This window comes from Enterobacter sp. PTB (assembly GCF_051130085.1).
GTDB classification, from domain to species: domain Bacteria; phylum Pseudomonadota; class Gammaproteobacteria; order Enterobacterales; family Enterobacteriaceae; genus Enterobacter; species Enterobacter ludwigii.
In genome coordinates this window covers 96,212-122,667 of record NZ_JBDKEE010000015.1, presented here as the reverse complement: position 1 = coordinate 122,667, position 26,456 = coordinate 96,212, and the positions used below count along the sequence as shown (strand labels likewise).

The following is a 26,456-nucleotide window of genomic DNA, read 5'->3' as shown; positions in this document are numbered from 1 at the left end:
TTCAGGTGTTAGTGTCCTTACGGACGTGGGGGTTCAAGTCCCCCCCCTCGCACCAATTATCTTACATCCTTTCTGACGTTCTTCTCGCTTTCCGCTTATTTCAAACTCATCAATATCACCAGAATTCCACTGACCAGTGCTACGCATGACGGCAGTAACACAAAGTGGCGTAGCTGTTTATGCCAGAGCATCCCTGACGTCACTAACAGTCCTGACACAATGAGCGCTTTCCAGACATCAATGGAGAGATCGGCAAACATCAGACCGCCAAGAATCGCCCCCGGCAGTAACACTCCCCAACCACTTCCCAGCGCCCTGTTCAACATGGTTCGCCCTCTCACACTGATAATGATAACCAATATCATATGATATCAATTATCATTTGTCAGCACGATTAATCAAAAACTCTCCCCCTTTACCTTTCCTGTAATGACAGGAAATGCCTAAGGTGATAAATTGCTCACCTGTTAACTAGACCTAAAGTTTTTCTGATAATTACTCTTTGAGTTTTTTGCATCTTTCATTGCGAAACAACACCTATTTACCTGTTTTAATTAAATATTAATAAAAACGCACTACTATGACATCACAATCCTGGCGGTCTTTGGTCCACAGTAAATATCAATTATCGTTACGTTTATTTTTATTTCTGAACGCGACCTCTGCTGTGTTCTCGGTAACAAACCCGCTCTATTCTATTCGCCTGTTATCAGTCCCCCTGATTTCTATTTTTGTTATCAGCACCGGGCTGCTCGTCTGGCACTGGAAAAAGAGAACCCGCAAGGTAAATATTCCTGCCGTTTCAGCGATCTTCGGTATTTTATGGGCGTGGCAGGTGGCCTCGAAATTTTCGTTAATTACCCACGATCAGGCGACCTATTTGATCATGGCATTATTAACGGTACTGTTTATTGGTACGCTGGCCTTCGCCAGTAATATCAAAGCATTTACGCTGCACTCCTTCCCCACCTTTATTGTCTGCCTGTGGTTAAGTAATCATGATATATGGCTGAGAATGACCTATTCTTTCGCACTTCCTGTGGTAGCAATTGCGATTCATAACATTTTGCAAAGACGTAATGACCGCTTCGCGCAGGAACTGCTCTCCCGTTTGCTGGAGGAGCGTGAGACCCTCACCGATCTGAGCATGATGGACCCGCTTACCGGCCTTTATAACCGTCGCGGACTGCAAAGCCGGCTGGAGAATCTTCCGGCAGTGGAGAACGGCGAGCACTTTGTCCTGCTGATGGATATTGACCACTTTAAAGCCTACAACGACCACTACGGCCATATGATGGGCGACCAGGCGCTGATCCGGGTCTCTGCTGCCATCCGTGATGCCGTGCGTTCACGTGATATTGTGGCGCGCTTCGGCGGGGAAGAATTTATGGTTCTGCTGACCAATATTTCTCTCGAGCATGCCCGCCAGACGGCAGAGCGGATCCGCCAGAAAGTCTACGATTTAAAAATCCCGCATATGTTCAATGAAAGCGTGGCGACAAACGTCACCATCAGCATTGGGATTGCCATTTTTGAGGATGAAGACGCCGAAGGTGCACTGGAGAAAGCGGACAAAGCCCTCTACGAAGCAAAGCATATGGGGCGCAATAACATCCTGCTGAGCGAAGAGCTTCAGACCGCGTAAGCGCGGCGTCATATAACGAGGACAAAAGTCTTGCCATCGGTATGAGCAATAGTTAGGATTGGCAATCATTATCATTTAGATTTGTATCTCTACTATGGCCACTCATACCGCACAAATCGTTGAACCACTTCTCTGGAGAGCCCGCCTCCCCACCGGGAATGTTTCGCTTGCGGATGCCATCAGGGATAAGATCGCTAAAACCCGCGCCCACCTGCTGGACTTTATCAGGCTGGATGAAGCGCACCCGCACCACGCCATGACGCTGGAAGAGTGGCGACAGCCGTCGACACTGCAGTCGTTGCTGGCAACCTATTCCGACCATATCTATCGCAATCAACCGACCCTTACGCGGGAAAACAAACCCCTGCTCTCCCTCTGGGCGCAGTGGTATATCGGGCTGATGGTGCCCCCACTCATGCTGGCGCTGCTCACTCAAAAGGGCATGCTGGAACTCTCCCCGGAATATTTTCATGTCGAGTTCCACGAGACCGGCCGTGCGGCCTGTTTCTGGATTGATCTCCACGAAGACCAGAACGCGGAGCACCTCTCTGCTCAGGAACGTATGGAGCAGCTCATAACTCGCGCCCTGATCCCGGTAGTGGATGCGCTGGAAGAGACGGGGGAAATCAACGGGAAGCTTATCTGGAGCAATACCGGGTATTTAATCCACTGGTATTTGACGGAAATGAAACCTCTGCTCGGTGATGAGAAGGTCGAGGCCCTGCGCCAGTCCTGTTTCTTTGCAAAACAGCTTTCCGATGGCCGCGATAACCCGTTATTCCGCACCGTGGTCCTTCGTGACGGGCTTCTGGTTCGTCGCACCTGCTGCCAGCGTTATCGCCTGCCGGACGTTCAGCAGTGTGGAGATTGTACGCTCAAGTAAGGTCAGGTGTTGCCGGGCCGCATTAACGCTGACCCGGCGTCCGTTTCTCACGCTATCTGCTGATTTTCCTCTTCCGCATTACGTTGCGCTTCTTCCGCTTCCTGCTCCAGCAGCTGCTTCTCGTACACTTTAAAGAACGGGAAGTAGATGATGGCCGATACGCACGCCAGGACCACTACCAGAATGGCTGCACGGAAATCCCAGCCCAGCGCCCATGCGGCACCTACCGGTGCAGGTGCCGTCCACGGCACAACGGAGATTACACGGCCAATCAGATCGAACTTCATCGCCGACCAGGCCAGCACGGCGTTAACCATGGGTGCCAGCAGGAACGGAATAAAGAACACCGGGTTCATGACAATCGGCGTACCGAAAATAACGGGTTCGTTGATGTTAAAGAGGCTTGGCACCACGCTCAGGCGGCCGATAGAACGCAGATGAGCGGAGCGGCTGCGCAGGTAGCAGAACACCAGCCCCATCGTGGCACCTGACCCCCCGATGACGATAAAGAACGTCCAGAACGCTTCCATAAAAATATGCGGCAGCGGCTGGCTGGCGGCCAGCGCGGTCTGGTTAGCGCCCAGGTTGGTCAGCCAGAACATCTGCAACATCCCGGAGACAATCGCGGCACCGTGGATCCCGGCGAACCACAGCAAATGCCCAATCAATACCGCCAGCAGGATTGCCGGCAGGGAGTCTGCGGCGGAAACCAGCGGTTTGAAGACAGACATAATCGCCTGCGGGATCAGCATGCCAAACTCAGACTGAATCACCAGACTCAGCGGGTAAAGCGTCAACACCACCACCAGCACCGGGATCAACAGATCAAAGGAGTTTTTGATCATCGGCGGAACCTGGTCCGGCAGACGGATCCCGATGTTATGTGCTTTGAGAAAACGCATCATCTCAACGCAGTAGATAGCCACCAGAATCGCGGTAAAAATGCCTGTCCCGCCGAGGCTGTCGACCGGAAGCGTGCCTTTGGTTTTCGGCGCCGCGACCAGCAGAAACGCCATCAGCGACAGCATGGCGCACATAAACGGGTCTAACTGATGCGATTTGACATAGTGTTTGCCAAGGTTATAGGCAATGGCCGCGCAGATATACAGGGACATAACGCCCATGGTCATATCAAACGGCGTGAGGATCTGACCTTCAAATTGCTTCGCCATGTCCAGCCAGGCGCGCGCGAAACCCCAGGTGGTATCAGGCGAAAACGGTGGATACGCGAAGACGAGTAAAAATGAACCCACAATCATGAACGGCATCGCGGAGATAAAGCCATCACGAATAGCCATAACATGACGCTGGGAGGAGATCCGCCCGGCAATCGGGCTGACGTAATTTTCTACAAAACGAAATATCAGATTAAACGCAGCATGGTTGGCAGACATAGCAGATCTCCTTTCAGACGTTTATGACGGGCGCATTCACGCCATACGTTGGTCCATACATCACCTTCACAACCTTGCCGGCGCGTTTACCAGCGGTACTGCTCAGACGGAATGGTTTCATATTTAGCTCTTATTATTGGATACAGGGGACGTTACATAGTCAGTATTAATCTCTCACTCACGGTCTGCAACCGGTTACTGTAACCGGTTTCCGTGAATGTGAAGGCGATCCAGAAATCGACCGTGTGGGATATTTGTTACTGAAGAGATATTTACAGAGCATAAATTCTTATGACAGATTACGCGGGATATTTGTCAGGAGGAAACAATGAGTTTGCAGTCTGTACAGCAGTTTTTTGCCGACAACGCTCCGGATATAGAGGTTATTGAACTTAGCCAGAGTACCGCAACCGTTGCGTTGGCTGCTGCCGCCCATCGTGTTGAGCCGGGACAAATCGCCAAAACGCTGTCGTTGAAGGTTAAAAATGACGTCATTCTGGTGGTCGCGAAAGGTGATGCGCGTCTGGATAATAAAAAACTGAAAGACACGTTTGGCGCAAAAGCACGCATGCTCAGTTGTGATGAAGTGGTGACCATCACGGGTCATCCTGTTGGCGGCGTGTGCCCGTTTGGGCTGGAAAATCCGCTCGCGGTTTATTGCGATATTTCACTGAAGCAGTATGCTGAAGTGCTGCCGGCCGCGGGTGCAATTCACAGTGCCGTGCGTATTTCACCAGACAGAATGGCAGAACTGACGTCCGCAAAATGGGTGGATGTGTGCATCTGAATGAGGCGCCAGAGCCTGTCTGGCGCACAGATATCAGCTTATAAAAATGTCGGCTGGCTTAATACTGATGTTCGCGGATCCCGGGCCGGGAGATGAGTCAGAATATCTGCCGCATCAAGCAGCCCCACGTCAGAATTGACCCCAAGCTTCACCATCGCATTAAACTTGTGCGCCCGGATGGTCTTAATATTGCGCTCAAGCTGCGCGGCGATTTCAGGAATAGAAAACCCGCAGGACATATACCGCAAAATCGCCCGCTCCGTTGGACTTAACATCCTGTTTTGACTCTTGTACCAGTGGTTGAGCATATTGTCATTGATGTGCAGCGTTTCACTCAGCAACACCAGCAGTTCCTCCTGCAGGCGGTCGAGCGACACCGATTTACTGACGACACCGTGAAGGCGTGAAGGGGAAAGATGGCTGATTAACCGCGCTTCCATTTCATCTGCCGCCAGGATGATGCGCTGAATATGATTATGCGTAAATGCGAGATCCCGCAGGGATGCCAGGCAGTTTCGACGCTCTTCTCGCGCATCAGAAAGTGAATAGATCAGCGAGAAAAAAGAGACATGAGGAAGCGCCTTCTTAAAGCTGTCAAATTCACTGAACATGTGCAGTTGATAATGGCTGAGCGTGGGCAGTGCAAACAGGTGCTCCAGCCCGACGGCACTCATCGCGCAATTTTCGATGACGGCAATATGTCTTGTTGAACCGGTTTTATCCATTCCTCGAACTCTCCATAGGCTGACATTAAACTCAGCTCTCTCAATCCCTGAGTACTGTTGATCCAGGCGTACAGATCGGCATTACTCCGTAATGACAACCGTCGCATCGCACTGTTTTTCTGTGCACTGATCGTTTTATTGCTCTTCTTGAGCAAAGTGGCAATTTGGTTAATCCCCCAGCCCTTGCCTAACAGACGCAATACCTTGCGTTCAGAGTGGGTGAGCGCAATGACGCGGTCGTCTTCATCATCGTTACAGGCAGGTTCGGGCGTTAATAACGTCTGGCTTATCCGCTCTGCCCGTTCACTGCCTGCACGGATGGCGTTAATTACGCCTTCTATCGGCTCCATATCAGAAAGCAACGTGCTTTCCGGACGCATAAGCAGCTCAACGGCAATAGGATAAAGCGGCCGGGAGACTAAAAAAATCCAGTGAATATCCCGATATTGATTTAATAAACCGTAATATTCTTCGAGCGTGCCCCGGGGATTCCTGTATTCACCTGAAATATCAGCGATAATGACGTCTGCACGCCGTAACTGCAGCAGGGTTAATTCCTGCAGCGAACGGCAAAACGTTAAATCAAAATCGGCAAAATGGCGTGTCATCACGCCCCCCAACCCGTTTTGCATTACGGGTATCCTGCTAATGACGACGCCATGTTTACCATTCAATGACGACATAGACCCTCCGTGTCCATTTTCATATGATGAGTAACGTTAAAACGCATCAAGGTATAAGTGTATTCGTCCCTGAGTGTAAAACTGATTAATACAAGCAGAAGATGAGATGTGTGCTTCATTTAAGAAATGCCTAAAACAGCGGTAATATCTCACAAAGCACAGATAAATTTAATTATAAAGGCCTTAAAATAATTAAAATATAAACTTAGTAAAACTAAATATAAATATCTTATATTTCCCAATTAATAATTCATCATATTTATGGCCCAAAACCGCATCCCGCCGCCAGACAGCCCGCAACTGTTTGCATAAAGCTTGATCTGACCCACAGCTAGAGGCACTGCAGTTTGTGCTAAAAGTAAGCATGACGGGCCAACAGGCAAGCTATTCACCTTCTCTTCAGGACATGACATGCAGGCAGATCGATCAACGCAGCGTGCCATCACGCGGCTCTGTATTCAGTGCGGTCTTTTTCTGCTCCAGCACGGGGCGGAAAGCGCGCTGGTCGAGGAACTTTCCACCCGGTTGGGGCTGGCGCTGGGTATGGACAGCGTTGAGAGCGCCATTTCATCCAATGCTATCGTGTTGACCACCATAAAAGACGGTCAGTGCCTGACCTCCACCCGCAAAAATCACGACCGCGGCATCAATATGCACGTTGTAACCGAGGTCCAGCATATTGTCATTCTTGCTGAGCATAAGCTTCTCGACCTGCACGACATTGAAAAACGGTTCAACCAGATTAAGCCCTTACGTTATCCCCGCTGGCTGGTGGTGTTAATGGTCGGGCTGTCCTGCGCCTGTTTTTGTAAGCTCAACAAAGGCGGCTGGGACGGCGCGGTCATCACCTTTTTCGCCAGCAGCATCGCCATGTACGTGCGCCAGCTCCTGACGCACCGCCAACTCCACCCGCAAATTAATTTCTGCATTACCGCTTTTGTCGCCACCACGGTTTCTGGCCTGCTGCTTCGTCTGCCGCAGTTTGCCAACACGCCGACGATTGCCATGGCGGCCAGCGTGCTTCTGCTGGTGCCCGGCTTCCCGTTGATTAATGCCGTAGCCGATATGTTTAAGGGGCACATCAATACCGGTCTGGCACGCTGGGCGATTGCCAGCCTGCTGACGCTTGCAACCTGCATTGGTGTGGTAATGGCCATGACACTCTGGGGGTTACGCGGATGGGCGTGATCGATTTTCTGCTGGCGCTGGCGCAGGATATGCTGCTGGCCGCGATCCCTGCCGTCGGTTTTGCGATGGTCTTTAACGTTCCGCAACGCGCGTTACCGTGGTGCGCGCTGTTGGGCGCTATTGGTCATGGCTCGCGAATGGTGATGATGACGGCGGGATTCAACATTGAATGGTCAACATTTATGGCCTCAATGCTGGTCGGCAGCATCGGCATTCAGTGGTCGCGCTGGTATCTGGCGCATCCCAAGGTATTCACCGTCGCCGCCGTTATCCCGATGTTCCCCGGCATATCTGCCTATACGGCCATGATTTCCGCGGTAAAAATCAGCCATTTCGGCTACACCGAACCGCAAATGATCCTCCTTCTGAGCAACTTTCTTAAGGCTTCGTCCATTGTCGGTGCGCTCTCTATCGGACTGTCGATCCCCGGACTGTGGCTGTACCGCAAACGTCCACGGGTTTGAGATTTGTGTTATTACGCTGCCGTGAGGATAATCACTCCAATCCGTTTGGTGACGATAAGGAAAGGATGTGGCTAACCCAGGCAGCGAACTCCCCGAGCACAATGAAGAATCCAGCCTGAAAGAGAAAATCTTTCAGAGCGCTATCACGCTGTTTGCCGAATACGGGTTGAACGGTGCCCGCATGGAACAAATTGCGGAGAAAGCCGGCACCACCAAACGCATGGTTGTTTACCACTTCAAAAACAAAGAGAACCTGTATCTTCTCGTACTGGAGTATGTTTACACCCAGATCCGCGCCAGTGAACAGGCACTCAGCCTGGCGGGAATGCCCCCTGTCGAAGCGCTGGTTCATCTGGTTGAAGCCACCTTTGACTACCATGCCGACCACCCGGATTACATCCGCATTATCTGCATGGAAAACATGCAGCGTGGCCGTTTTATGCAGCAGTCCAGCTACCTCCGCCAGGTCAACCGCAGCGCACTTGATCTGCTGGAAGCGATCCTCCGTCGCGGGAAAGAAAAGCAGTTATTCAATCAGACGGTTGAAGCCCGCGATCTGCATCGTTTGATCAGCAGTTTCAGCTTCCACTACGTTGCCAACAGCTACACCTTCACCCTGCTGTTTGAAGAGGGTGCGGACGAACAGGCACAGCGCCAGCACTACCGCAAAATGGCCGTTCAGGTGGCACTCCGTTATACTTGCCCATAAAATAGCTTGCAATTAAATCGTGCACTATCTATATTCATCTCATGAACACGAAAACGAACGACACGACCGCTGCGCTCCTGCTGGATAACCAGCTCTGCTTTGCTCTCTATTCAGCAAATCTGGCGCTGAACAAGCTGTACCGGCAACTGCTGGCACCGCTGAACCTGACTTACCCGCAATACCTGGTGATGCTGGTGCTGTGGGAGCAGGATGACATTACGGTGTCGGACATCGGTGAACGGTTGTTCCTTGACTCTGCCACGCTGACGCCGCTGTTGAAGCGTCTGGAAAGCGCGGGGCTGATAAACCGCCACCGCTCACGTAAAGACGAGCGTCAGGTCGCCGTCACCCTGAGCGATGCGGGACGTCATCTCCAGCAGCAGGCTTCCGGGATCCCCCATGCAGTGGGATGCGCCGCCCAGTGTGATACTGAGACCATGCTGTCACTTAAGCAGCAGCTGGAACGTTTGCGACAACAGATCCAACGCGCGTAAGGCTATACTTTACGCGTATTTATTTACCCATATATATCGCACGCTATTTAATAGCGCACATTAATGTAAGATGAGGAATCTGCCATGTCTTTAGAAAAAGTTGTCTACACTGCCAAAGCAAAAGCAACCGGAGGCCGTGATGGCCGTGCGACCTCTTCCGACGGCGTACTGGACGTTAAACTCGGCGTGCCAAAAGAGATGGGCGGCATGGGCGGTGACGTCACCAACCCTGAGCAGCTGTTTGCTGCCGGCTACTCTGCCTGCTTCCTGGGTGCCATGAAGTTTGTAGCCGCTCGCGACAAATTTACCCTGCCGAAAGAGGCCTTTATTGAAGGCGAAGTGGGGATTGGGCCGCTGCCAACCGGTTTTGGTATCGAAGCAAAACTCAACATCCACGTTGAAGGTATGGATCCTGCAGAAGCCAAAAAACTGGTCGATGCAGCACACATTGTGTGTCCGTACTCTAACGCGACCCGCGGTAACATCGACGTAACGCTGAACATTATCGCCTGATAACTGCCTGATGGCGTTACGCTTATCAGGCCAGCCGTTGACGCCCCGGCAGGCATCGCGCCGCCGGGGAAAACCCCTCCTTCCCTTCCCGCTCTCTGTGCTACCATAAGCCCATATCACGCCCGTAGTTATCAGTAGAGTAAGCGTTATGTCCTCCAGAATTCTGACCACCAGCATTGCTGGTATTGATGCCTTTATGCGCGATCCCCGCGGTGTGCTGACCCACGCCGAAGGTGGCACGGTTGCGGTATTTGCTGACAACGCTCCGGCGTTTTATGCCATCACACCGGAACGTCTGGCACAGCTTCTGGAGATTGAAGCGCAGTTGTCCCGCCCGGCGAGCGACGTAACCCTCGATAACCAGTTCTTTGACGAGCCGGTTAACGTCCCCATGGCCGTTCCCATGGGAAAATTTGCCCTGTATGCGGGCTGGCAACCTGATGCGGATTTTCAACGGCAGGCGGCATTGTGGGGCATAGCGTTAACGCAACCGGCTACCCCCGAAGAGCTGGCCGCGTTTACCGCGTGGTGGCAGGCGGAAGGCAAAGTATTCACCCATATTCAGTGGCAACAGAAGCTCGCGCGTCATCTGCAAATTAATCGCGCCAGCAATAACGGCCAGCCAAAACGTGATATCAACGCGTTTTCCGAACCGGATAAACAGATCCCTAATGGATTCCGAGGTGCGAAATGAAGAACGTCGGCGACCTGATGAAACGTCTGCAAAAGATGATGCCAGCCAACGTGAAGCCCGCCTTCACGACGGGTGAAGAACTCCTGGCATGGCAAAAAGAACAGGGTAAGATCCGCGCCGCCGCGCTGGCCCGCGAAAACCGGGCGATGAAAATGCAGCGCACCTTTAACCGTTCCGGTATTCGCCCCCTGCACCAGAACTGCTCATTTGATAACTATAAAATTGAGACCAACGGGCAGATGAATGCACTCGCTGCCGCGCGTCAGTACGTGGATGAATTCGACGGCAATATCGCCAGCTTCATTTTTAGCGGCAAGCCTGGCACGGGGAAAAACCACCTGGCGGCCGCTATCTGTAACGAGCTGCTGCTGCGCGGGAAATCGGTGCTGATCATCACCGTGGCCGATATCATGTCCGCCATGAAAGACACCTTCAGCAACCGCGAAACCAGCGAAGAGCAACTGCTTAACGACCTGAGTAATGTCGATTTACTGGTTATTGATGAGATTGGCGTCCAGACCGAATCCCGCTATGAAAAAGTGATCATTAACCAGATTGTCGATCGCCGCTCTTCCTCCAAACGCCCTACCGGCATGCTGACTAACCACAACATCGACGAAATGACCCGCTTGCTGGGAGAACGCGTCATGGATCGCATGAAGCTCGGGAACAGTCTGTATGTCATCTTCGACTGGGAAAGTTACCGCAGCCGTGTCACCGGTAAAGAGTATTAAGATATTTCCAGGAAAGACCGGTGGCCCGGAGGTATATACTGACTCCACTTTCGCCCCAAAACGGACCTTTTTTGAGTAAGCCATTATGAAAAAACAGTTTCTTTTCAGCACCGTATTAGGCGCCCTGCTGGTTACCGGCGCGGCACAGGCCGCATCCTGGCAGGATTCGCTGTCCAGCGCAGCGAGCGAACTGACCAAAGAGAGCAGCAGCACCCAGGGCGGGCTGTCAGCCTCTTCCCTTACCGGCCTGCTGGGTAACAGCACCCAGAGCCTGAGCGCAGGCACAATGAACAACGCCGCGGGGATTCTGGAATATTGCGCGAAGCAAAAACTGGCCTCCGTGACCGACGCGCAAAACGTGAAAAATCAGGTGCTGGGCAAACTCGGTCTGGATACACAGGAGCAGAAACAGGACACCAACTATATGGATGGTATTCAGGGCCTGCTGAATGCGCAAAACGGTCAACAGCTCAACCTGAGCACCATCGGCAACTCCTCGCTGGCGAAACAGGTGAAAACCAAAGCCTGCGATCTGGTGCTGAAACAAGGCGTTAATTTCATCTCCTGATCCCCGCCTGTATTGCCATTACACGCCGTGTTTAAGACGTTACTCTTTTAACGCGGCGTTAAAGCCGTCTTTTTCCTGCCTGCCACCGTCTGAGCGTCCGTATGTCAGGATGCGACCCCCTTCAAAAAAACGATTTTCTAAACCAAATCCTAACAACAGCACACTTTCGTGACACTAAAATTGCAGCTACACGACAACGCAATTACATTGTATAACCCAAAAAATAATCAGTTAGCCAGCTAAGCGCCTGGCGTCATGAGGATAGACTGTTGTCAGAGTTAATGTCCCTTGTCCTTTTTCTGGCCTCTGTCGGCGTTTACGCCTGCAAAGCGGGCCGTAACACCTGGTGGTTTATCGCCACGCTGGTGGTGCTCGGCATTTTTATTATTTTAAACATTACTTTATACGCCAGCGATTACTTTACCGGTGACGGCATTAACGATGCGGTGCTCTACACGCTGACGAATAGCCTGACGGGCGCGGGCGTGGGTAAATACATCCTTCCCGGGCTTGGCCTGATTGCGGCGCTGGTGATTATTTTTGGTGCCCTGGCCTGGGTGCTGCGCCGCCGTCGACATCTTCCGCATCATGGCGGCTATAGCCTGCTGGCACTCTGTCTGGCGCTGGCGTCCGTGGATGCCAGCCCGGCATTTCATCAGATAACCGAGCTGGTAAAGTCACAGTCGCGCGACGGCGACCCGGATTTCATGGCCTGGTATAAAGAGCCGTCCAAAAAAATAGCCAACCCGAAGCTTAACCTGGTGTATATCTACGGCGAGAGTCTGGAACGCACCTGGTTTGATAACAATGCCTTCCCGAACCTGACGCCGGAGCTGGGCGCGCTAAAAAACGAAAGCCTTGATTTCAGCCATACCGCGCAGCTGCCCGGTACGGATTACACCATCGCCGGGATGGTTGCCTCGCAGTGCGGTATCCCGCTCTTCGCCCCCTTTGAGGGTAATGCCTCGGCCTCAATGTCGAGCTTCTTCCCGCAGAACGTTTGCCTCGGCGATATCCTGAAAAACTCCGGCTACGAAAACTACTTCGTGCAGGGTGCCAACCTGCGCTTTGCCGGAAAAGACGTGTTCCTGAAATCCCACGGTTTTGACCATCTGTATGGCTCAGAAGAGTTAAAAACGACCGTTGCCGACCCGCATTACCGCAACGACTGGGGCTTTTACGACGACACGGTACTGGACGAAACCTGGAAAAAGTTCGAGGAACTGTCCCGCGCCGGCAAGCGTTTCTCCCTCTTTGCCCTGACGGTAGATACCCACCATCCGGACGGGTTTGTCTCGCGCACCTGCAAGCGCAAACGCTATGAGATTGACGGCAAAAACAACACGTCGTTCAGCGCGGTAACCTGCAGCCAGGAGCATATCGCCGCTCTGGTCGAGAAAATCAAAGCCTCGCCGTATTTTAAAAACACGGTCATCGTCGTCTCATCTGACCATCTGGCGATGAAAAACAGCGCCTGGGATCAGCTCAGCAAACAGGATCGCAGCAATCTGTTTTTCATTCTGCGCGGCGACCAGCCGCAACAGGATGTGATCGCCACCAAACGCAACTCCATGGATAACGGCGCAACCGTGCTGGACATTCTGGGCGGGGATAACTTTATTGGCCTTGGCCGCAGTACGCTCTCGGGGCAGTCACTGTCGGAAGTGTTCCTCAACATGAAGGAGAAAATCCTTGCGTGGAAGCCGGACATCATCCGCCTGTGGAACTTCCCGAAAGAGATGAAAGACTTCACCATCGATCAGGATAAAAACACGATTGCCTTCTCCGGCAGCCATTTCCGTCTGCCGCTGCTGCTGCGCGTGTCGGATACGCGCGTCGAACCGCTGCCGGAAAGCGAATACTCTGCGCCGCTGCGTTTCCAGCTGGCCGACTTCGCCCCGCGCGATAATTTTGTCTGGGTCGACAGGTGCTACAAAATGGGCCAGCTCTGGTCCCAGCCACTGGCGCTCTCAACCGACTGGTGCGTTTCTCAGGGACAGCTTGGCGGGGAGCAAACCGTGCAGCATGTCGATAAAGCGCAGTGGAAAGGCAAAACCGCATTCAACGATACGGTCATCGATACCGCGCGCTATCAGCGAAATGTCGACATGCTGAAAATCGTGGATAACGATATTCGCTATAAAGCAGACAGCTTTATCTTCAACGTGGCCGGGGCACCGGAAGAGGTCAAACAGTTCAGCGGCATCTCGCGTCCGGAATCCTGGGGGCGCTGGTCTAATGCGCAGCTGGGCAGTGAAGTGAAGATTGAGTACGCGCATCCTCTGCCGGAAAAATTCGACCTGGTGATCACCGCCCGGGCCTATGGTCCAAACGCGAACCGTCCCATCCCGGTGCGTGTGGGCGATAAAGAGCAAACGCTGACGCTGGGAAATGACGTCACCACCACCACGCTGCATTTTGATAATCCTTCCCGCAGCAATACGCTGGTGATTGTTCCGCCGGAACCGCAGCCGACGAATGAGGGAAATATTCTTGGCCATTCACCGCGCGAGCTCGGCATCGGGATGGTAGAGATAAAAATTGTCAGTAAAGAGAGCTGATCCCTTCTGCGCCCGGCGTTCTGCTGGGCGCTTTATGTAAATATATAATCCTATAAAATCATTAAAAATAAGACAGAGACACCATATATCCATCATTTCTATTTATAAATTCACCAGAAAGAAATCATATCTCAGAATGTGTAACTCCTTACACCCAGAGAGAGTTACCCACTTTTTATCATGCTAACCGGCAATACGTTCGAATCCACCCTGGCACAGCGCAGCGGAGTACGACCAGCGCTACCAGGGGAAAAAACCCTGATGCCGCAGACACTGAATGCCGACTATAAGGTCATCGTTTTAAGCGGCAATGCCTTCTTGTGGCTGGGCCTGAAGACGTTCATCTCGCAGAGTGTGGACCCCTGCCCTGAAATTTTCTGGATTAACGACGTGAGCCCTGAGGGGATCCTACCCCTGCGGCAACTGATGTTGAATATCCGCGTCAAAAAAGGGTGGCTGGTATTCACCGATGCGTCCCGCGTCAACGATATTAAAATCATTCTGGGGGGTGAGCGTGTCCACGTGGTGGCGGGAAACCTGTCACTCGCGCAGCTCAGCCGCTGTTTTCAGAACACGCCGTTCGCAAGCGTAAAAAACGCCACGCTCACCTGCCAGGAGCTTCGGGTTTGCATGCTGTTCCGCAACGGGTTCAGCCCGGTTCGCATCGCGCAGATCCTGAATAAATCCCCGAAAACGATCTACACCCACAAGCGTAACGCGATGAACAAATTTCACTGCCAGAACCTGGCGGAATTCCATCGCAAACTCTTCCTGCTCGACTACCCGGCATCGTGTTTGTAACTGCACGGCTAATCACGTCGGGAAATAAGATCATGCGGCGTCATCTTCCCTGTCTCATTCTCTGGCTGTTGATGCTGGCGCTGCTGTCTCGCTATGCCCTTCCCGCCACGTTGGGATGACGTGGTAATCCGACTGCACGAGTAAATTGCTTTAAATCTTGTCTGGATCAATGTTATCGGTAACAATGGCGCTAAAATAGCCAGCGTGTTATGTCCGACAAGGCACAGCCTTATCTTCTTTTTTGTTATTTTTTCTGTATTACAATAACTTATGAAATACCTGCTTGCTGACGCCATCGTCTATAACGACGAAGACGGTTCTGTTTCTCTTATCAATGCACCCGATCTGGACAGACAAATCCTCACCTGTACCGCCAACGCCATCATGAAGCTGCTGGTTCAGCATCACGGCAACGTCGTCGAACGTGACACCTTTCTGAGTGATGTCTGGGATCAACGTGGGCTCCAGGGGTCCAACAATTCGTTAAATCAATACATCAGTATTGTGCGCAAAATGCTGTCGAGCCTGCTGCCCGACACCCTGTTTATCGTCACCGTGCCGAAAACGGGCTTTATGCTCAGTGCTGATATCGCGGTAACGCCCCTGGAGGACGATTTTCCCGTCGTGGAGTCGGTCCCGGCCTCACGACGCATTCAGCCAGAATGGCTATTCTGCGGTGTACTTACGCTGATGGTCGTGGCGCTGTGCATCGGCGCCTGTTTGACGAAACAGGCGCACCAGTACAGTGACACTCATCTGCTCACCCACATTGGCACCTGTCCGGTCTACACCTTCGCCCCGCTGGCAGATGTGTTTCACACTAAGGCCATGGCGCTGGCGCAGACGCTTCAGCGGGAAGGTAATCTGCCCTGCCTGAAAAACTCTATTTTCTATATGCACATCCAGAGAACACTTTTCTATGGCCACGAAGGGCGGCTGGTCCTTTCCCAGTGTTCTCTCACGGACGGTAAAGCCAGCGCCTGCCGAACGCTTTACTTTTACGAGTGGTGATATGAAACAAAAAAAAGTGTGGCTTATTCTGGCGCTCAATCTGTTGCTGATTGGCGTGACGCTGGCGTGGTACGTCTACACGCCTCCGCTGTCCGGAACCTGTGCAGGAAACCTGACATTTTCAGCCCGACATGACGATCATGATTTCTCCTTTGAAGGGGAGGTTACGCTGCGTTTTCAGCCCGACAACACAGGGTACCTTACGCTTAACGGCGACGTGGTTAACGAGCCACATCACTGGGATGTTTCCCGCCAGGAGATGTTCACGTGGCGGCACGTTGAGGGTTCACTCTATGAAATATTCATACAAAGCGTGGCGCGCTTTAGCCATGACACCCTGCCACCGGGAGTCTTTGAAAAGTACGTCGCCGGCCTGACGCCGGGGAACAAAAGACTTCTGAAGATTGAACGCACGCCGGAAGACGCGCTGGTGATCAGCAATTTCTATGCGCCGGTCCTGATTTGTTCAGAATAGGCGCGGCTGGTCGGGGTATACTTTCCGCCATGAACATTCTCTTTCGACCGACGACGCCCAAAGATGTTGCTGCCCTGCCCGCCATCGAGCGCGCGGCAGGCGAGCGTTTTCGGGACGTCCCCAAACTGGCCTGGCTTGCAGACGGCGACGTCATTTGCGCGGAACATCATCTTGATTACGCGAAACGCGGGTTAAGCTGGCTGGCGCTGGCAAACGACCTGCCCGTCGGGTTTATCCTTGCAGAAGCCCATCCGTCATCGCTGTTTATTGTCGAACTCTCGGTTCATCGGGAGTGGCAGGGAAGAGGAATAGGTCGGCGACTTATCGCCTGCGTCGCAGACCATGCCCGCACGCTGGGGCTGACATCGCTGACGCTTACCACCTTTTGCGAGGTGCCGTGGAATGCGCCGTTTTATGCGCGACTCGGGTTTGAAACGGTGACGATGCTAACGCCTGAACTGCGTCAGAAAAGAGAGGAAGAAGCGGCGCACGGTTTCGCGTATGACTCCCGCTGTGCCATGCGCCTGCCTCTTTGATATCGGCCTGCAAAACGCCCCATTACAGGCCGGGTCAGGCGTAGCCGCCCCCCGGCACTGTGGCAGGATTAAAACGTTTCCCAGTTTTCGCCCGCATCGGTGGTCGCGGCTTTACGCGCCATCATAGGGGCCGCAGCGGTTTTCGCTGAGGCCTGCTCGCGGGCTTTCATCTGCTCCTGCTGAATGCGGAACACGGCCACGGCCTGAGTCAGACGGCTCGCCTGCTCTTCCAGTGCCGCTGCCGCCGCGGCAGACTCTTCCACCAGCGAGGCGTTCTGCTGGGTCACGCGATCCATCTCAGCCACCGCCAGACCCACCTGATCGATACCGCGGCTCTGCTCATCAGACGCAGAGGCGATTTCACCCATGATGTCCGTCACGCGGGTTACCGCATTAACGATTTCACCCATGGTTTCGCCGGCGCTTTCTACCAGGGTAGACCCGACTTCCACGCGGCCAACAGAGTCTTCAATCAGGCTCTTGATCTCACGTGCTGCCTGGGCGCTGCGCTGTGCCAGGTTACGGACTTCCCCCGCAACAACGGCAAATCCGCGGCCCTGCTCGCCCGCACGTGCCGCTTCTACCGCGGCGTTCAGTGCCAGGATGTTGGTCTGGAACGCGATGCCGTCGATCACGCTGATAATGTCGGCAATTTTCTGCGAACTGCCCGCGATGTCACGCATGGTTTGCACCACGTTATCCACCACTTTACCGCCTTTCTGCGCGGTTTCAGACGCGCTCAGCGCCAGGTTGCTCGCCTGACGGGCGTTCTCGGCGTTCTGCTTAACGGTCGCCGTCAGTTGCTCCATGCTGGCAGCGGTCTCTTCCAGGGATGCGGCCTGCTGTTCCGTACGGGAAGAGAGATCGTTGTTACCCATCGCGATTTCGCTCGCGCCGCTGTAGATGGCATTAGCACCGTTACGCACATCGCCAACGGTACGGACCAGCTCGCCCTGCATATGACGCAGCGAGTCGGCCAGTTCACCCATCTCGTTAGCGCCCTGCACCTCGATGCGCTTCACCAGATCGCCGCTGGCGATATGACGAATGTTGTCGATAAGACGGGTAAGTGGCGAAATCAGCGCCTGCTTGATACCCAGCCACACGGCCACGATCACCACCAGCACCGCAATCAGTACGCTAATCAGCACCCAGATTGCCTGGCTGTAGGAGCTATTGCTGTTTTCCACCGCCATCTGATACAGCTTGTCGTTCTGCTGCAGATAGTTCACGTACTGCTTCTCAAAACCATCCTGATAGCTCTGGGTAGGTTGATCGAAGAAGGCGTTGATTTTGCCCGCGCCCAGCAGCTGGATCAGCTCCGCCAGTGCACCGTGGTAGATATCGTAGTTACGTTTGATCTCCGTCGCGTCGGCGTCGTTTTGACGCGGATCGCGTGGCAGGGCTTCGTATTCAGCCCAGTTTTTTTCTGCCTGTTTCAGGGAAGCCGCCGCAATTTGCATCAGATCGTTCACGGTCGCGCCGCTGCCGATATTGCTCTGATCCATCATGTAGCGGATACCCGCACGGTTCAGGGTATTACGGGTTTGCAGCAGGGCAACCCAGCTGGCGTTCAGCGTGGACTGTTGCTGGCGAATGGTTTGCAGGACGGTGAAATTCTCTTTGTCATGCTTGAGGGCATTGAAGAAAAGACCACCGGATGTGAGTTGTAAAAGGCCAAATATCGCTAATACCAGCATTAAGCTGGTGACAATCTTGATACGGTTTAACATGTTTTCGCTTTCCATCAGACAGATAACAGGATTTTCGGCCTGGAAAGGGAAAACTTTACGAAAATCATCCTTAAATTTGTGGTTTTTACTCTTCTTCGCGCGCTGTGATATGCCGGTTCCCCAGTTCAATAAACTCTTCCAGCAGCGCTGTCAGCTGTTGCATCTTCGCCGGCGTATATTCGGCCTCGATTTGCTGATACGCCTCTTCCACCTGCGCCTGGGCACGCTCGTATAGCCTGTTCCCCTCTTTGGTCAGCGACACGTACAGCTTGCGCTGATCGTTTACGGGCTTAAGGCGCAGCACCAGACCGTCACGCTCCATGCGCGTCAGAATGCCCGTCAGGCTGGGGCGCAAGATACAGGTGCGAAACGCCAGATCGTGAAAATCCATCGACGGATGTTCGGCCAGCACGCGCACGATGCGCCACTGCTGCTCGGTCAGGTTATGCCGTTTCACAATCGGGCGGAAGTAAGACATCGCCGCTTCCCGCGCCTGTAACAAGGCGATAGTTAATGAATCATGCATAGCCTCTCCCGGTAATCATTAACACATGAACAATTCAGTTCTGCTGGTTTTACACACAACGCGTTTTACGACAAAAAGTCTAACAGAAACAAGCCTGATTTATTAACGCAATGATAAATATAGCCTTTAATCTCTTTATGTAAATTTATTGTTATTCATATCACAAATTATTCACTTCTGGTTGCGAAATAAACAGCAAAGGCATACAACCAGATCATTAACATATTAATGAAATCACAGGCCGGACGTCCGGCCTGAGGAGTAAGTGAATGAAAGGTACTGTTTTTGCCGTAGCGCTGAACCACCAGAGCCAGCGCGATGCCTGGCGCGACGCGTTTGAAAAAGCCCCCTACAACACGCCGCCAAAAACCGCCGTGTGGTTTATCAAACCGCATAACACCGTGATCCGCACGGGCGACCCCATTCCCTTCCCGCAGGGAGAAACCGTGTTAAGCGGAGCCACGGTTGCGCTGGTTGTGGGTAAAACGGCGCGTAACGTTCCCGTGGACGAGGCGGCGGAGTACATCGCCGGTTACGCGCTTGCCAACGAAGTGAGCCTGCCGGAAGAGAGTTTTTATCGCCCGGCGATCAAGGCCAAATGCCGCGACGGCTTTTGTCCGCTGGGAGAGCTGGCCGCCCTCGACCACGTTGATAACCTGACCATTGTCACCGAAATTAACGGCCGGGAAGCGGACCACTGGAACACCGCTGACCTGCAGCGCAATGCCGCCGAACTGCTGAGCGCCCTGAGCGAGTTCGCCACCCTCAGTCCGGGCGATGCCATTCTGCTCGGCACCCCACACTCGCGCGTCCCGCTGCAGCCGGGCGATCGCGTACGCATTCTGGCGAAAGGCTTCCCGTCCCTGGAAAACCCGGTGGTTGATGAACGCGAGGTCGCCCATGCGCAAGGCCCACATCCGCACGCCACGCTGTTCGCGCTTGGTCTGAACTACGCCGATCACGCCAGCGAGCTGGCGTTTACGCCGCCAACGGAACCGCTGGTGTTTATCAAAGCCCCCAACACCGTGACCGGCGATAACCAGACCTCGGTCCGCCCGAACAACATTGAGTACATGCACTACGAGGCGGAGCTGGTGGTGGTCATCGGCAAAACGGCGCACAAGGTCAGTGAGCGCGAGGCGATGGACTATGTCGCGGGCTATACCGTCTGTAACGATTACGCCATCCGTGACTACCTGGAAAACTACTACCGCCCGAACCTGCGGGTGAAAAGCCGCGACGGATTGACCCCCCTCAGCCCGCATATCGTGCCGAAAGAGGCCATTCCCGACCCGCATAACTTAACCCTGCGTACCTTCGTGAACGGAGAATTGCGCCAGCAAGGGACCACTGCCGATCTGATCTTCAGCATCCCGTTCCTGATTGCCTATCTCAGCGAGTTTATGACCCTGCAGCCCGGCGACATGATTGCCACCGGCACGCCAAAGGGTCTGTCTGACGTACAGCCAGGCGACGAAGTGGTCGTGGAAGTGGAGGGCGTGGGCCGCCTGGTGAACCGCATTGTCAGTGAGGAGACTGCAAAATGAAAAAAATAAACCATTGGATTAACGGTAAGAACGTCGCAGGAAGTGATTACTTCCACACCACTAACCCGGCCACCGGAGAGGTGCTGGCGGAGGTCGCGTCCGGCGGTGAAGCTGAAATTCATCAGGCCGTGGCGGCGGCCAAAGAGGCATTCCCGACGTGGGCTAACCTGCCGATGAAAGAGCGCGCACGCCTGATGCGTCGCCTCGGAGATCTTATCGATCAACACGTTCCGGAGATTGCGGCCCTCGAGACCGCCGACACCGGCCTGCCGATCCACCAGACCAAAAACGTGCTTATTCCACGCGCGTCGCACAACTTCGCGTTCTTCGCCGAAGTGTGCCAGCAGATGAACGGTAAAACCTACCCGGTTGACGACAAGATGCTCAACTACACCCTGGTGCAGCCGGTGGGGGTCTGCGCGCTGGTGTCGCCGTGGAACGTGCCGTTTATGACCGCCACCTGGAAGGTTGCGCCGTGCCTGGCGCTGGGCAACACCGCGGTGCTGAAGATGTCTGAGCTCTCCCCGCTGACCGCCGACCGTCTGGGCGAGCTGGCGCTGGAGGCCGGTATTCCGGCGGGCGTGCTGAACGTGGTGCAGGGCTATGGCGCAACGGCGGGCGATGCGCTGGTACGTCATCACGACGTGCGCGCCGTCTCCTTTACCGGCGGCACCGCCACCGGGCGCAACATCATGAAAAACGCCGGACTGAAGAAATACTCCATGGAGCTGGGAGGGAAATCTCCGGTGCTGATTTTTGAAGATGCGGATATCGAACGCGCGCTGGATGCCGCCCTGTTCACCATCTTCTCCATCAACGGCGAGCGTTGCACCGCTGGCTCACGCATTTTCATTCAGCAGAGCATCTACCCGGAATTCGTCAGGCGCTTTGCCGAGCGCGCGAACCGTCTGCGCGTGGGTGACCCGACCGATCCGAACACTCAGGTTGGCGCGCTGATCAGCCAGCAGCACTGGGAAAAAGTCTCCGGCTATATCCGTCTTGGCATTGAAGAAGGCGCGACCCTGCTGGCGGGCGGCCCTGACAAACCCACCGATCTCCCTGCTCACCTGAAAAACGGCAACTTCCTGCGCCCGACCGTGCTGGCAGACGTCGACAACCGGATGCGCGTGGCCCAGGAAGAGATCTTCGGGCCGGTTGCCTGCCTGCTGCCGTTTAAGGACGAAGCCGAAGGGCTGCGTCTGGCTAACGACGTGGAGTACGGCCTGGCGTCATACATCTGGACCCAGGACGTCAGCAAAGTGCTGCGCCTGGCGCGCAATATCGAAGCCGGAATGGTGTTTGTAAACACCCAGAACGTGCGCGATCTGCGTCAGCCGTTTGGCGGCGTGAAGGCTTCCGGTACCGGGCGCGAAGGGGGCGAATACAGCTTCGAGGTGTTCGCTGAAATGAAAAACGTCTGCATCTCCATGGGCGACCATCCGATTCCAAAATGGGGGATCTGAGTATGGGCAAGTTAGCGTTAGCGGCAAAAATTACCCACGTTCCGTCAATGTACCTCTCTGAACTGCCGGGAAAAAACCACGGCTGCCGCCAGTCCGCCATCGACGGACATAAAGAAATCAGCAAGCGCTGCCGGGAGCTGGGCGTCGATACCATTATTGTGTTCGATACCCACTGGCTGGTGAACAGCGCCTACCACATCAACTGTGCGGATCATTTCTCCGGCATCTACACCAGCAACGAGCTGCCGCATTTTATCCGCGACATGACCTACGACTACGACGGTAACCCGGCGCTCGGCCAGCTTATCGCCGACGAAGCGGTGAAACTCGGCGTACGTGCCAAAGCGCACAACATCCCGAGCCTCAAGCTGGAGTACGGCACGCTGGTACCAATGCGCTACATGAACAGCGATAAGCACTTCAAAGTGATCTCTATCGCCGCGTTCTGCACCGTCCACGACTTCGCCGACAGCCGCAGGCTGGGCGAGGCCATCGTCAGCGCGATTCAGAAATATGACGGCACCGTGGCGGTGCTCGCCAGCGGTTCGCTGTCGCACCGTTTTATCGACGACCAGCGCGCCGAAGAGGGAATGAACAGCTACACCCGCGAGTTCGACCGTCAGATGGACGAACGCGTGGTGAAGCTGTGGCGTGAAGGCAAGTTCAGGGAGTTCTGCAGCATGCTGCCGGAGTATGCCCACTACTGCTACGGCGAGGGCAATATGCACGACACGGTGATGCTGCTGGGGATGCTCGGCTGGGACACATACGACGGCAAGGTGGAGTTCCTCACCGAGCTGTTCCCCAGCTCCGGCACCGGCCAGGTTAACGCCGTTTTCCCCCTGCCCGCGTCCGCGTAAGGAGCCACCATGCCGCACTTTATTGCTGAATGCACTGACAACATCCGCGAGCAGGCGGACCTGCCAGCACTGTTCGCCAAAGTGAACGACGCGCTTGCCGCCACGGGAATCTTCCCACTCGGCGGTATCCGTAGCCGCGCGCACTGGCTGGACACCTGGCAGATGGCCGACGGTAAGCACGATTACGCCTTTGTGCATATGACGCTGAAGATTGGCGCCGGGCGCAGTCTGGAAAGCCGGGAGGCGGTGGGAAAGGCACTGTTTGAGCTGATTAAAACCCACTTCGCCGACCTGATGGCATCGCGCTATCTGGCGCTCTCTTTTGAAATAGACGAGCTGCACCCGACGCTCAATTACAAGCAGAACAACGTGCACGCTTTGTTTAAGTAGCGCCCTTACCGGGCCGACAACGGCTTTGAACGCAAGCCGGGTGAGCAGCACGCCACCCGGCAACAACAGGAAATCGCCATGCTCGATAAACACACCCATACCCTGATCGCCCATCGTCTGCATCAGGCGGAGCAGTCCCGGGAGCAGATCCGCCAGATCTCGCTCGACTACCCGACGATCACCCTTGACGACGCCTACGCCGTACAGCGCGAATGGGTGAGCCTGAAAATCGCCGAAGGTCGCGTGCTGAAAGGCCACAAGATTGGCCTCACCTCCAAAGCGATGCAGGCCAGCTCGCAGATTAGCGAGCCGGACTACGGCGCTCTGCTCGACGACATGTTCTTCCACGACGGCGGCGATATCCCTGCCGACCGCTTTATCGTCCCGCGCATCGAAGTGGAGCTGGCCTTCGTGCTGGCAAAACCCCTGCGCGGCCCAAACTGCACCCTGTTCGACGTCTACAACGCCACGGATTACGTCATCCCCGCGCTGGAGCTGATCGACGCCCGCTGCCACAACATCGATCCCGAGACCCAGCGTCCACGCAAGGTGTTCGACACCATCTCCGATAACGCCGCCAACGCAGGTGTGATCCTTGGCGGTCGCCCGATTAAGCCCGACGAGCTGGATCTGCGCTGGATCTCCGCCCTGCTCTACCGCAACGGCGTCATTGAAGAGACCGGGGTCGCCGCGGGCGTGCTCAACCACCCGGCCAACGGTGTGGCATGGCTTGCCAATAAACTCGCGCCGTACGACGTTCAGCTGGAGCCTGGCCAAATCATCCTCGGCGGTTCGTTTACCCGCCCGGTGCCGGCCAGCAAGGGCGATACCTTCCACGTGGACTACGGCAAGATGGGCTCCATCAGCTGCCGTTTTGTTTAGGAGACCACCATGGAAAACAGATTCAAAGCGGCGCTCAGCGCCGGAAAACCGCAAATCGGCCTCTGGCTGGGGCTGACCAGCAGTTACAGCGCCGAGCTGCTGGCCGGTGCGGGGTTCGACTGGCTGCTGATCGACGCAGAGCACGCGCCCAATAACGTGCAAACCGTCCTGACCCAGCTGCAGGCGATCGCACCTTACGCCAGCCAGCCGGTGGTACGCCCGTCGTGGAACGACCCGGTCCAGATCAAACAGCTGCTGGACGTCGGGGCGCAAACCCTGCTGGTGCCGATGGTACAAAACGCCGATGAAGCCCGGCTGGCGGTGCGCGCCACGCGTTATCCACCGGCGGGGATCCGCGGCGTGGGCAGCGCGCTGGCTCGCGCCTCGCGCTGGAACCGCACGCCTGATTACCTGCAGCGCGCTAACGATGCCATGTGCGTGCTGGTGCAGATTGAAACGCGCGAGGCGCTGAAAAATCTGCCGCACATCCTCGACGTGGAAGGCGTGGACGGAGTGTTTATTGGCCCGGCGGATCTGAGCGCCGACATGGGCTTTGCCGGAAATCCGCAGCACCCGGAAGTCCAGGCCGCCATCGAGAAGGCCATTTCGCAGATCCGTGCGGCAGGCAAAGCGCCCGGCATCCTGATGGCTAACGAGCCGCTGGCAAAACGCTACCTCGAGCTTGGCGCGCTGTTTGTCGCTGTCGGGGTCGACACCACCCTGCTTGCACGCAGCGCCGAGGCGCTGGCGGCACGTTTTATCGATATCCCGGTTACGTCAGTAAATAACAATAAATCCGTCTACTAAACGTACGATGTGGAGCGCAACATGACGACCTCTACCCTGCAAACCCATGATAATAAAGCTGTAGAACACCGCGTTATTCAGAAGCTGTTTCGTCGTTTGATCGTGTTTCTCTTTATCCTGTTTGTCTTCTCGTTTCTTGACCGCATTAATATCGGCTTTGCCGGGCTGACGATGGGCAAAGATCTGGGCCTCACCTCGACCATGTTTGGTCTGGCCGCCACCCTGTTTTACGTCACCTACGTGATATGTGGGATCCCCAGCAATATCATGCTGGCGAAGGTCGGCGCCCGGCGCTGGATCGCCGGGATCATGGTGGTGTGGGGCATCGCTTCCACCTGCACCATGTTCGCCACCAGCCCGCAAACGCTCTATGTGCTGCGCATGCTGGTGGGCATTGCCGAGGCCGGATTCCTGCCGGGGATCCTCGTCTATCTCACCTGGTGGTTCCCTGCCTACCACCGCGCCCGCGCCAATGCGTTGTTTATGATCGCCATGCCGGTGACCATGATGCTCGGCTCGATCCTCTCCGGTTATATTCTGGCCATGGACGGGCTGTGGAACCTGAAAGGCTGGCAGTGGCTGTTCCTGCTGGAGGGGCTACCGTCCGTGGTGCTCGGCGTAGTGACGTGGTTCTACCTGAACGACACGCCGGATCAGGCCAGCTGGCTGGATGACGACGAAAAGCAGGCGCTTAAAACAATGATCGCCCGCGAGCAGGAGTCGGCCATCGCCCGCCCCGTCACGCCGCGTTCGACGTTGCGCGAAGTGTTTACCCCGGCCGTGCTGCTCTATACCCTGGCCTATTTCTGCCTCACAAACACCCTGAGTGCGATAAATATCTGGACGCCGCAGATCCTGCAAAGCTTCAACACCGGCAGCAGCAACATTGTGATTGGCCTGCTGGCGGCGATCCCGCAGTTTTGCACCATCCTCGGGATGATCTGGTGGAGCCGCCGCTCCGACAGGCTGAAAGAGCGAAAAAAGCACACCATTCTGCCGTATCTCTTTGCGGCGGCAGGATGGCTGCTGGCCTCGGCGACCCACCACAGCCTGATCCAGCTGCTTGGCATCATCATGGCCTCAACCGGATCGTTTACCGCCATGGCGATCTTCTGGACCACGCCGGATCGGGTTATTAGCCTGCAGTCGCGGGCGGTCGCACTGGCGGTGATCAATGCCATCGGTAACGTCGGATCCGCCGTCAGCCCGCTGTTGATCGGCATTCTGCGTGACAGCACCGGCAGCTTCAGCTCCGGGTTGTGGTTTGTTGCCGGCTTGCTGGTGGTCGGCGCGCTGGTACTGACACGTATCCCGATGACGCAGCGGGAGAGCCTTGAGCACGAGCCGGGTATGGCGGCGCAGAAAATCCCGTAAGGAGCGGCT

At 55.0% G+C, this 26,456-nt stretch carries 29 protein-coding genes; 23 read left to right on the top strand and 6 right to left on the bottom strand.

Annotation, left to right across the window (positions count from 1 at the left end; translation table 11 throughout):
* Positions 1–95 precede the first annotated feature (95 nt).
* Positions 96–365, bottom strand: coding sequence for a DUF1435 domain-containing protein (locus AAIR21_RS18460; protein WP_183516780.1), 270 nt, complete (start codon positions 363–365; stop codon positions 96–98).
* Positions 366–580: 215 nt separating this feature from the next.
* Here AAIR21_RS18460 and AAIR21_RS18455 point away from each other — a divergent pair, with 215 nt between their 5' ends.
* Both AAIR21_RS18455 and fhuF read left to right on the top strand, forming a co-directional pair.
* Positions 581–1,645, top strand: a complete 1,065-nt coding sequence (locus AAIR21_RS18455) for a GGDEF domain-containing protein (protein ID WP_025205608.1) — start codon at positions 581–583, stop codon at positions 1,643–1,645.
* A gap of 94 nt (positions 1,646–1,739) precedes the next feature.
* Positions 1,740–2,528, top strand: coding sequence for a siderophore-iron reductase FhuF (gene fhuF / locus AAIR21_RS18450; RefSeq protein WP_020885292.1), 789 nt, complete (start codon positions 1,740–1,742; stop codon positions 2,526–2,528).
* A 47-nt stretch (positions 2,529–2,575) separates the two neighbouring features.
* Here the strand turns inward: fhuF and AAIR21_RS18445 are convergent, their stop codons facing one another.
* Positions 2,576–3,922: a PTS cellobiose transporter subunit IIC gene (locus tag AAIR21_RS18445; protein ID WP_014168512.1), complete on the bottom strand. Its 1,347-nt coding sequence runs from the start codon at positions 3,920–3,922 to the stop codon at positions 2,576–2,578.
* A gap of 328 nt (positions 3,923–4,250) precedes the next feature.
* Between AAIR21_RS18445 and AAIR21_RS18440 the strand changes: the two genes are divergently transcribed.
* A complete protein-coding gene (locus AAIR21_RS18440) occupies positions 4,251–4,709 on the top strand; it encodes a YbaK/EbsC family protein (RefSeq protein WP_014168511.1) in 459 nt (152 codons plus the stop codon).
* Positions 4,710–4,747: 38 nt separating this feature from the next.
* On the opposite strand, the gene bglJ is transcribed toward AAIR21_RS18440, so the two are convergent.
* Together bglJ and AAIR21_RS18430 are read right to left on the bottom strand one after the other, a co-directional pair.
* Positions 4,748–5,383: a DNA-binding transcriptional activator BglJ gene (gene bglJ / locus AAIR21_RS18435; RefSeq protein ID WP_032681707.1), complete on the bottom strand. Its 636-nt coding sequence runs from the start codon at positions 5,381–5,383 to the stop codon at positions 4,748–4,750.
* Entirely contained in the window at positions 5,380–6,117 is a 738-nt protein-coding gene (locus AAIR21_RS18430; RefSeq protein WP_014168509.1) for a helix-turn-helix transcriptional regulator, read from the bottom strand. The genes bglJ and AAIR21_RS18430 overlap by 4 nt, the downstream gene beginning before the upstream one ends.
* Before the next feature lie 411 nt (positions 6,118–6,528).
* Here AAIR21_RS18430 and AAIR21_RS18425 point away from each other — a divergent pair, with 411 nt between their 5' ends.
* From AAIR21_RS18425 to AAIR21_RS18365, 13 genes are all read left to right on the top strand, one after another.
* Complete coding sequence (locus tag AAIR21_RS18425) at positions 6,529–7,305, top strand: threonine/serine ThrE exporter family protein (RefSeq protein ID WP_014168508.1); 777 nt, start codon at positions 6,529–6,531, stop codon at positions 7,303–7,305.
* On the top strand, positions 7,296–7,769 hold the full coding sequence (locus AAIR21_RS18420; protein ID WP_020885295.1) for a threonine/serine exporter: 474 nt from the start codon (positions 7,296–7,298) through the stop codon (positions 7,767–7,769). The genes AAIR21_RS18425 and AAIR21_RS18420 overlap by 10 nt, the downstream gene beginning before the upstream one ends.
* Positions 7,770–7,836: 67 nt before the next feature.
* Positions 7,837–8,478: a TetR family transcriptional regulator gene (locus AAIR21_RS18415; RefSeq protein ID WP_020885296.1), complete on the top strand. Its 642-nt coding sequence runs from the start codon at positions 7,837–7,839 to the stop codon at positions 8,476–8,478.
* A 41-nt stretch (positions 8,479–8,519) separates the two neighbouring features.
* Entirely contained in the window at positions 8,520–8,972 is a 453-nt protein-coding gene (locus AAIR21_RS18410; protein WP_183516781.1) for a MarR family winged helix-turn-helix transcriptional regulator, read from the top strand.
* 84 nt (positions 8,973–9,056) lie between these two features.
* Entirely contained in the window at positions 9,057–9,485 is a 429-nt protein-coding gene (locus AAIR21_RS18405; protein ID WP_006174091.1) for an organic hydroperoxide resistance protein, read from the top strand.
* Positions 9,486–9,633: 148 nt separating this feature from the next.
* Complete coding sequence (gene dnaT, locus AAIR21_RS18400) at positions 9,634–10,179, top strand: primosomal protein DnaT (protein WP_025205613.1); 546 nt, start codon at positions 9,634–9,636, stop codon at positions 10,177–10,179.
* Positions 10,176–10,913: a DNA replication protein DnaC gene (dnaC, locus tag AAIR21_RS18395; RefSeq protein ID WP_014168503.1), complete on the top strand. Its 738-nt coding sequence runs from the start codon at positions 10,176–10,178 to the stop codon at positions 10,911–10,913. The genes dnaT and dnaC overlap by 4 nt, the downstream gene beginning before the upstream one ends.
* 85 nt (positions 10,914–10,998) lie before the next feature.
* The gene (locus AAIR21_RS18390; protein ID WP_020885299.1) at positions 10,999–11,481 is read left to right on the top strand and encodes a DUF2501 domain-containing protein; all 483 of its coding nucleotides are present in this window, start codon (positions 10,999–11,001) and stop codon (positions 11,479–11,481) included.
* Positions 11,482–11,750: 269 nt separating this feature from the next.
* Positions 11,751–14,042, top strand: a complete 2,292-nt coding sequence (gene opgB / locus AAIR21_RS18385; RefSeq protein ID WP_183516782.1) for a phosphatidylglycerol--membrane-oligosaccharide glycerophosphotransferase — start codon at positions 11,751–11,753, stop codon at positions 14,040–14,042.
* Between the two features lie 261 nt (positions 14,043–14,303).
* Complete coding sequence (locus AAIR21_RS18380) at positions 14,304–14,843, top strand: helix-turn-helix transcriptional regulator (protein WP_040018564.1); 540 nt, start codon at positions 14,304–14,306, stop codon at positions 14,841–14,843.
* Positions 14,844–15,113: 270 nt separating this feature from the next.
* Entirely contained in the window at positions 15,114–15,854 is a 741-nt protein-coding gene (locus tag AAIR21_RS18375) for a winged helix-turn-helix domain-containing protein (protein WP_032679574.1), read from the top strand.
* A 1-nt stretch (position 15,855) separates the two neighbouring features.
* The gene (locus AAIR21_RS18370) at positions 15,856–16,329 is read left to right on the top strand and encodes a hypothetical protein (protein ID WP_020885303.1); all 474 of its coding nucleotides are present in this window, start codon (positions 15,856–15,858) and stop codon (positions 16,327–16,329) included.
* A 29-nt stretch (positions 16,330–16,358) separates the two neighbouring features.
* Positions 16,359–16,865, top strand: coding sequence for a GNAT family N-acetyltransferase (locus tag AAIR21_RS18365; RefSeq protein WP_181239621.1), 507 nt, complete (start codon positions 16,359–16,361; stop codon positions 16,863–16,865).
* 68 nt (positions 16,866–16,933) lie between these two features.
* Here AAIR21_RS18365 and tsr read toward each other — a convergent pair whose 3' ends face one another.
* Together tsr and hpaR are read right to left on the bottom strand one after the other, a co-directional pair.
* Entirely contained in the window at positions 16,934–18,598 is a 1,665-nt protein-coding gene (gene tsr, locus AAIR21_RS18360) for a methyl-accepting chemotaxis protein (RefSeq protein ID WP_032682055.1), read from the bottom strand.
* Between the two features lie 85 nt (positions 18,599–18,683).
* Complete coding sequence (gene hpaR / locus AAIR21_RS18355; protein WP_014168494.1) at positions 18,684–19,124, bottom strand: homoprotocatechuate degradation operon regulator HpaR; 441 nt, start codon at positions 19,122–19,124, stop codon at positions 18,684–18,686.
* Positions 19,125–19,393: 269 nt separating this feature from the next.
* Here hpaR and hpaG point away from each other — a divergent pair, with 269 nt between their 5' ends.
* From hpaG to hpaX, 7 genes are all read left to right on the top strand, one after another.
* Positions 19,394–20,671, top strand: coding sequence for a 4-hydroxyphenylacetate degradation bifunctional isomerase/decarboxylase (gene hpaG / locus AAIR21_RS18350; protein ID WP_049023608.1), 1,278 nt, complete (start codon positions 19,394–19,396; stop codon positions 20,669–20,671).
* On the top strand, positions 20,668–22,134 hold the full coding sequence (gene hpaE, locus AAIR21_RS18345) for a 5-carboxymethyl-2-hydroxymuconate semialdehyde dehydrogenase (RefSeq protein ID WP_014168491.1): 1,467 nt from the start codon (positions 20,668–20,670) through the stop codon (positions 22,132–22,134). The genes hpaG and hpaE overlap by 4 nt, the downstream gene beginning before the upstream one ends.
* 2 nt (positions 22,135–22,136) lie before the next feature.
* Positions 22,137–22,994: a 3,4-dihydroxyphenylacetate 2,3-dioxygenase gene (gene hpaD, locus AAIR21_RS18340; protein WP_020885307.1), complete on the top strand. Its 858-nt coding sequence runs from the start codon at positions 22,137–22,139 to the stop codon at positions 22,992–22,994.
* A gap of 9 nt (positions 22,995–23,003) precedes the next feature.
* Complete coding sequence (locus AAIR21_RS18335; RefSeq protein ID WP_020885308.1) at positions 23,004–23,384, top strand: 5-carboxymethyl-2-hydroxymuconate Delta-isomerase; 381 nt, start codon at positions 23,004–23,006, stop codon at positions 23,382–23,384.
* Positions 23,385–23,462: 78 nt separating this feature from the next.
* Positions 23,463–24,266, top strand: coding sequence for a 2-oxo-hept-4-ene-1,7-dioate hydratase (gene hpaH, locus AAIR21_RS18330; RefSeq protein WP_020885309.1), 804 nt, complete (start codon positions 23,463–23,465; stop codon positions 24,264–24,266).
* Positions 24,267–24,275: 9 nt separating this feature from the next.
* Positions 24,276–25,073, top strand: a complete 798-nt coding sequence (gene hpaI / locus AAIR21_RS18325; protein ID WP_047356939.1) for a 4-hydroxy-2-oxoheptanedioate aldolase — start codon at positions 24,276–24,278, stop codon at positions 25,071–25,073.
* A gap of 21 nt (positions 25,074–25,094) precedes the next feature.
* On the top strand, positions 25,095–26,447 hold the full coding sequence (gene hpaX / locus AAIR21_RS18320) for a 4-hydroxyphenylacetate permease (protein ID WP_183516784.1): 1,353 nt from the start codon (positions 25,095–25,097) through the stop codon (positions 26,445–26,447).
* The last annotated feature ends 9 nt before the right edge of the window (positions 26,448–26,456 follow it).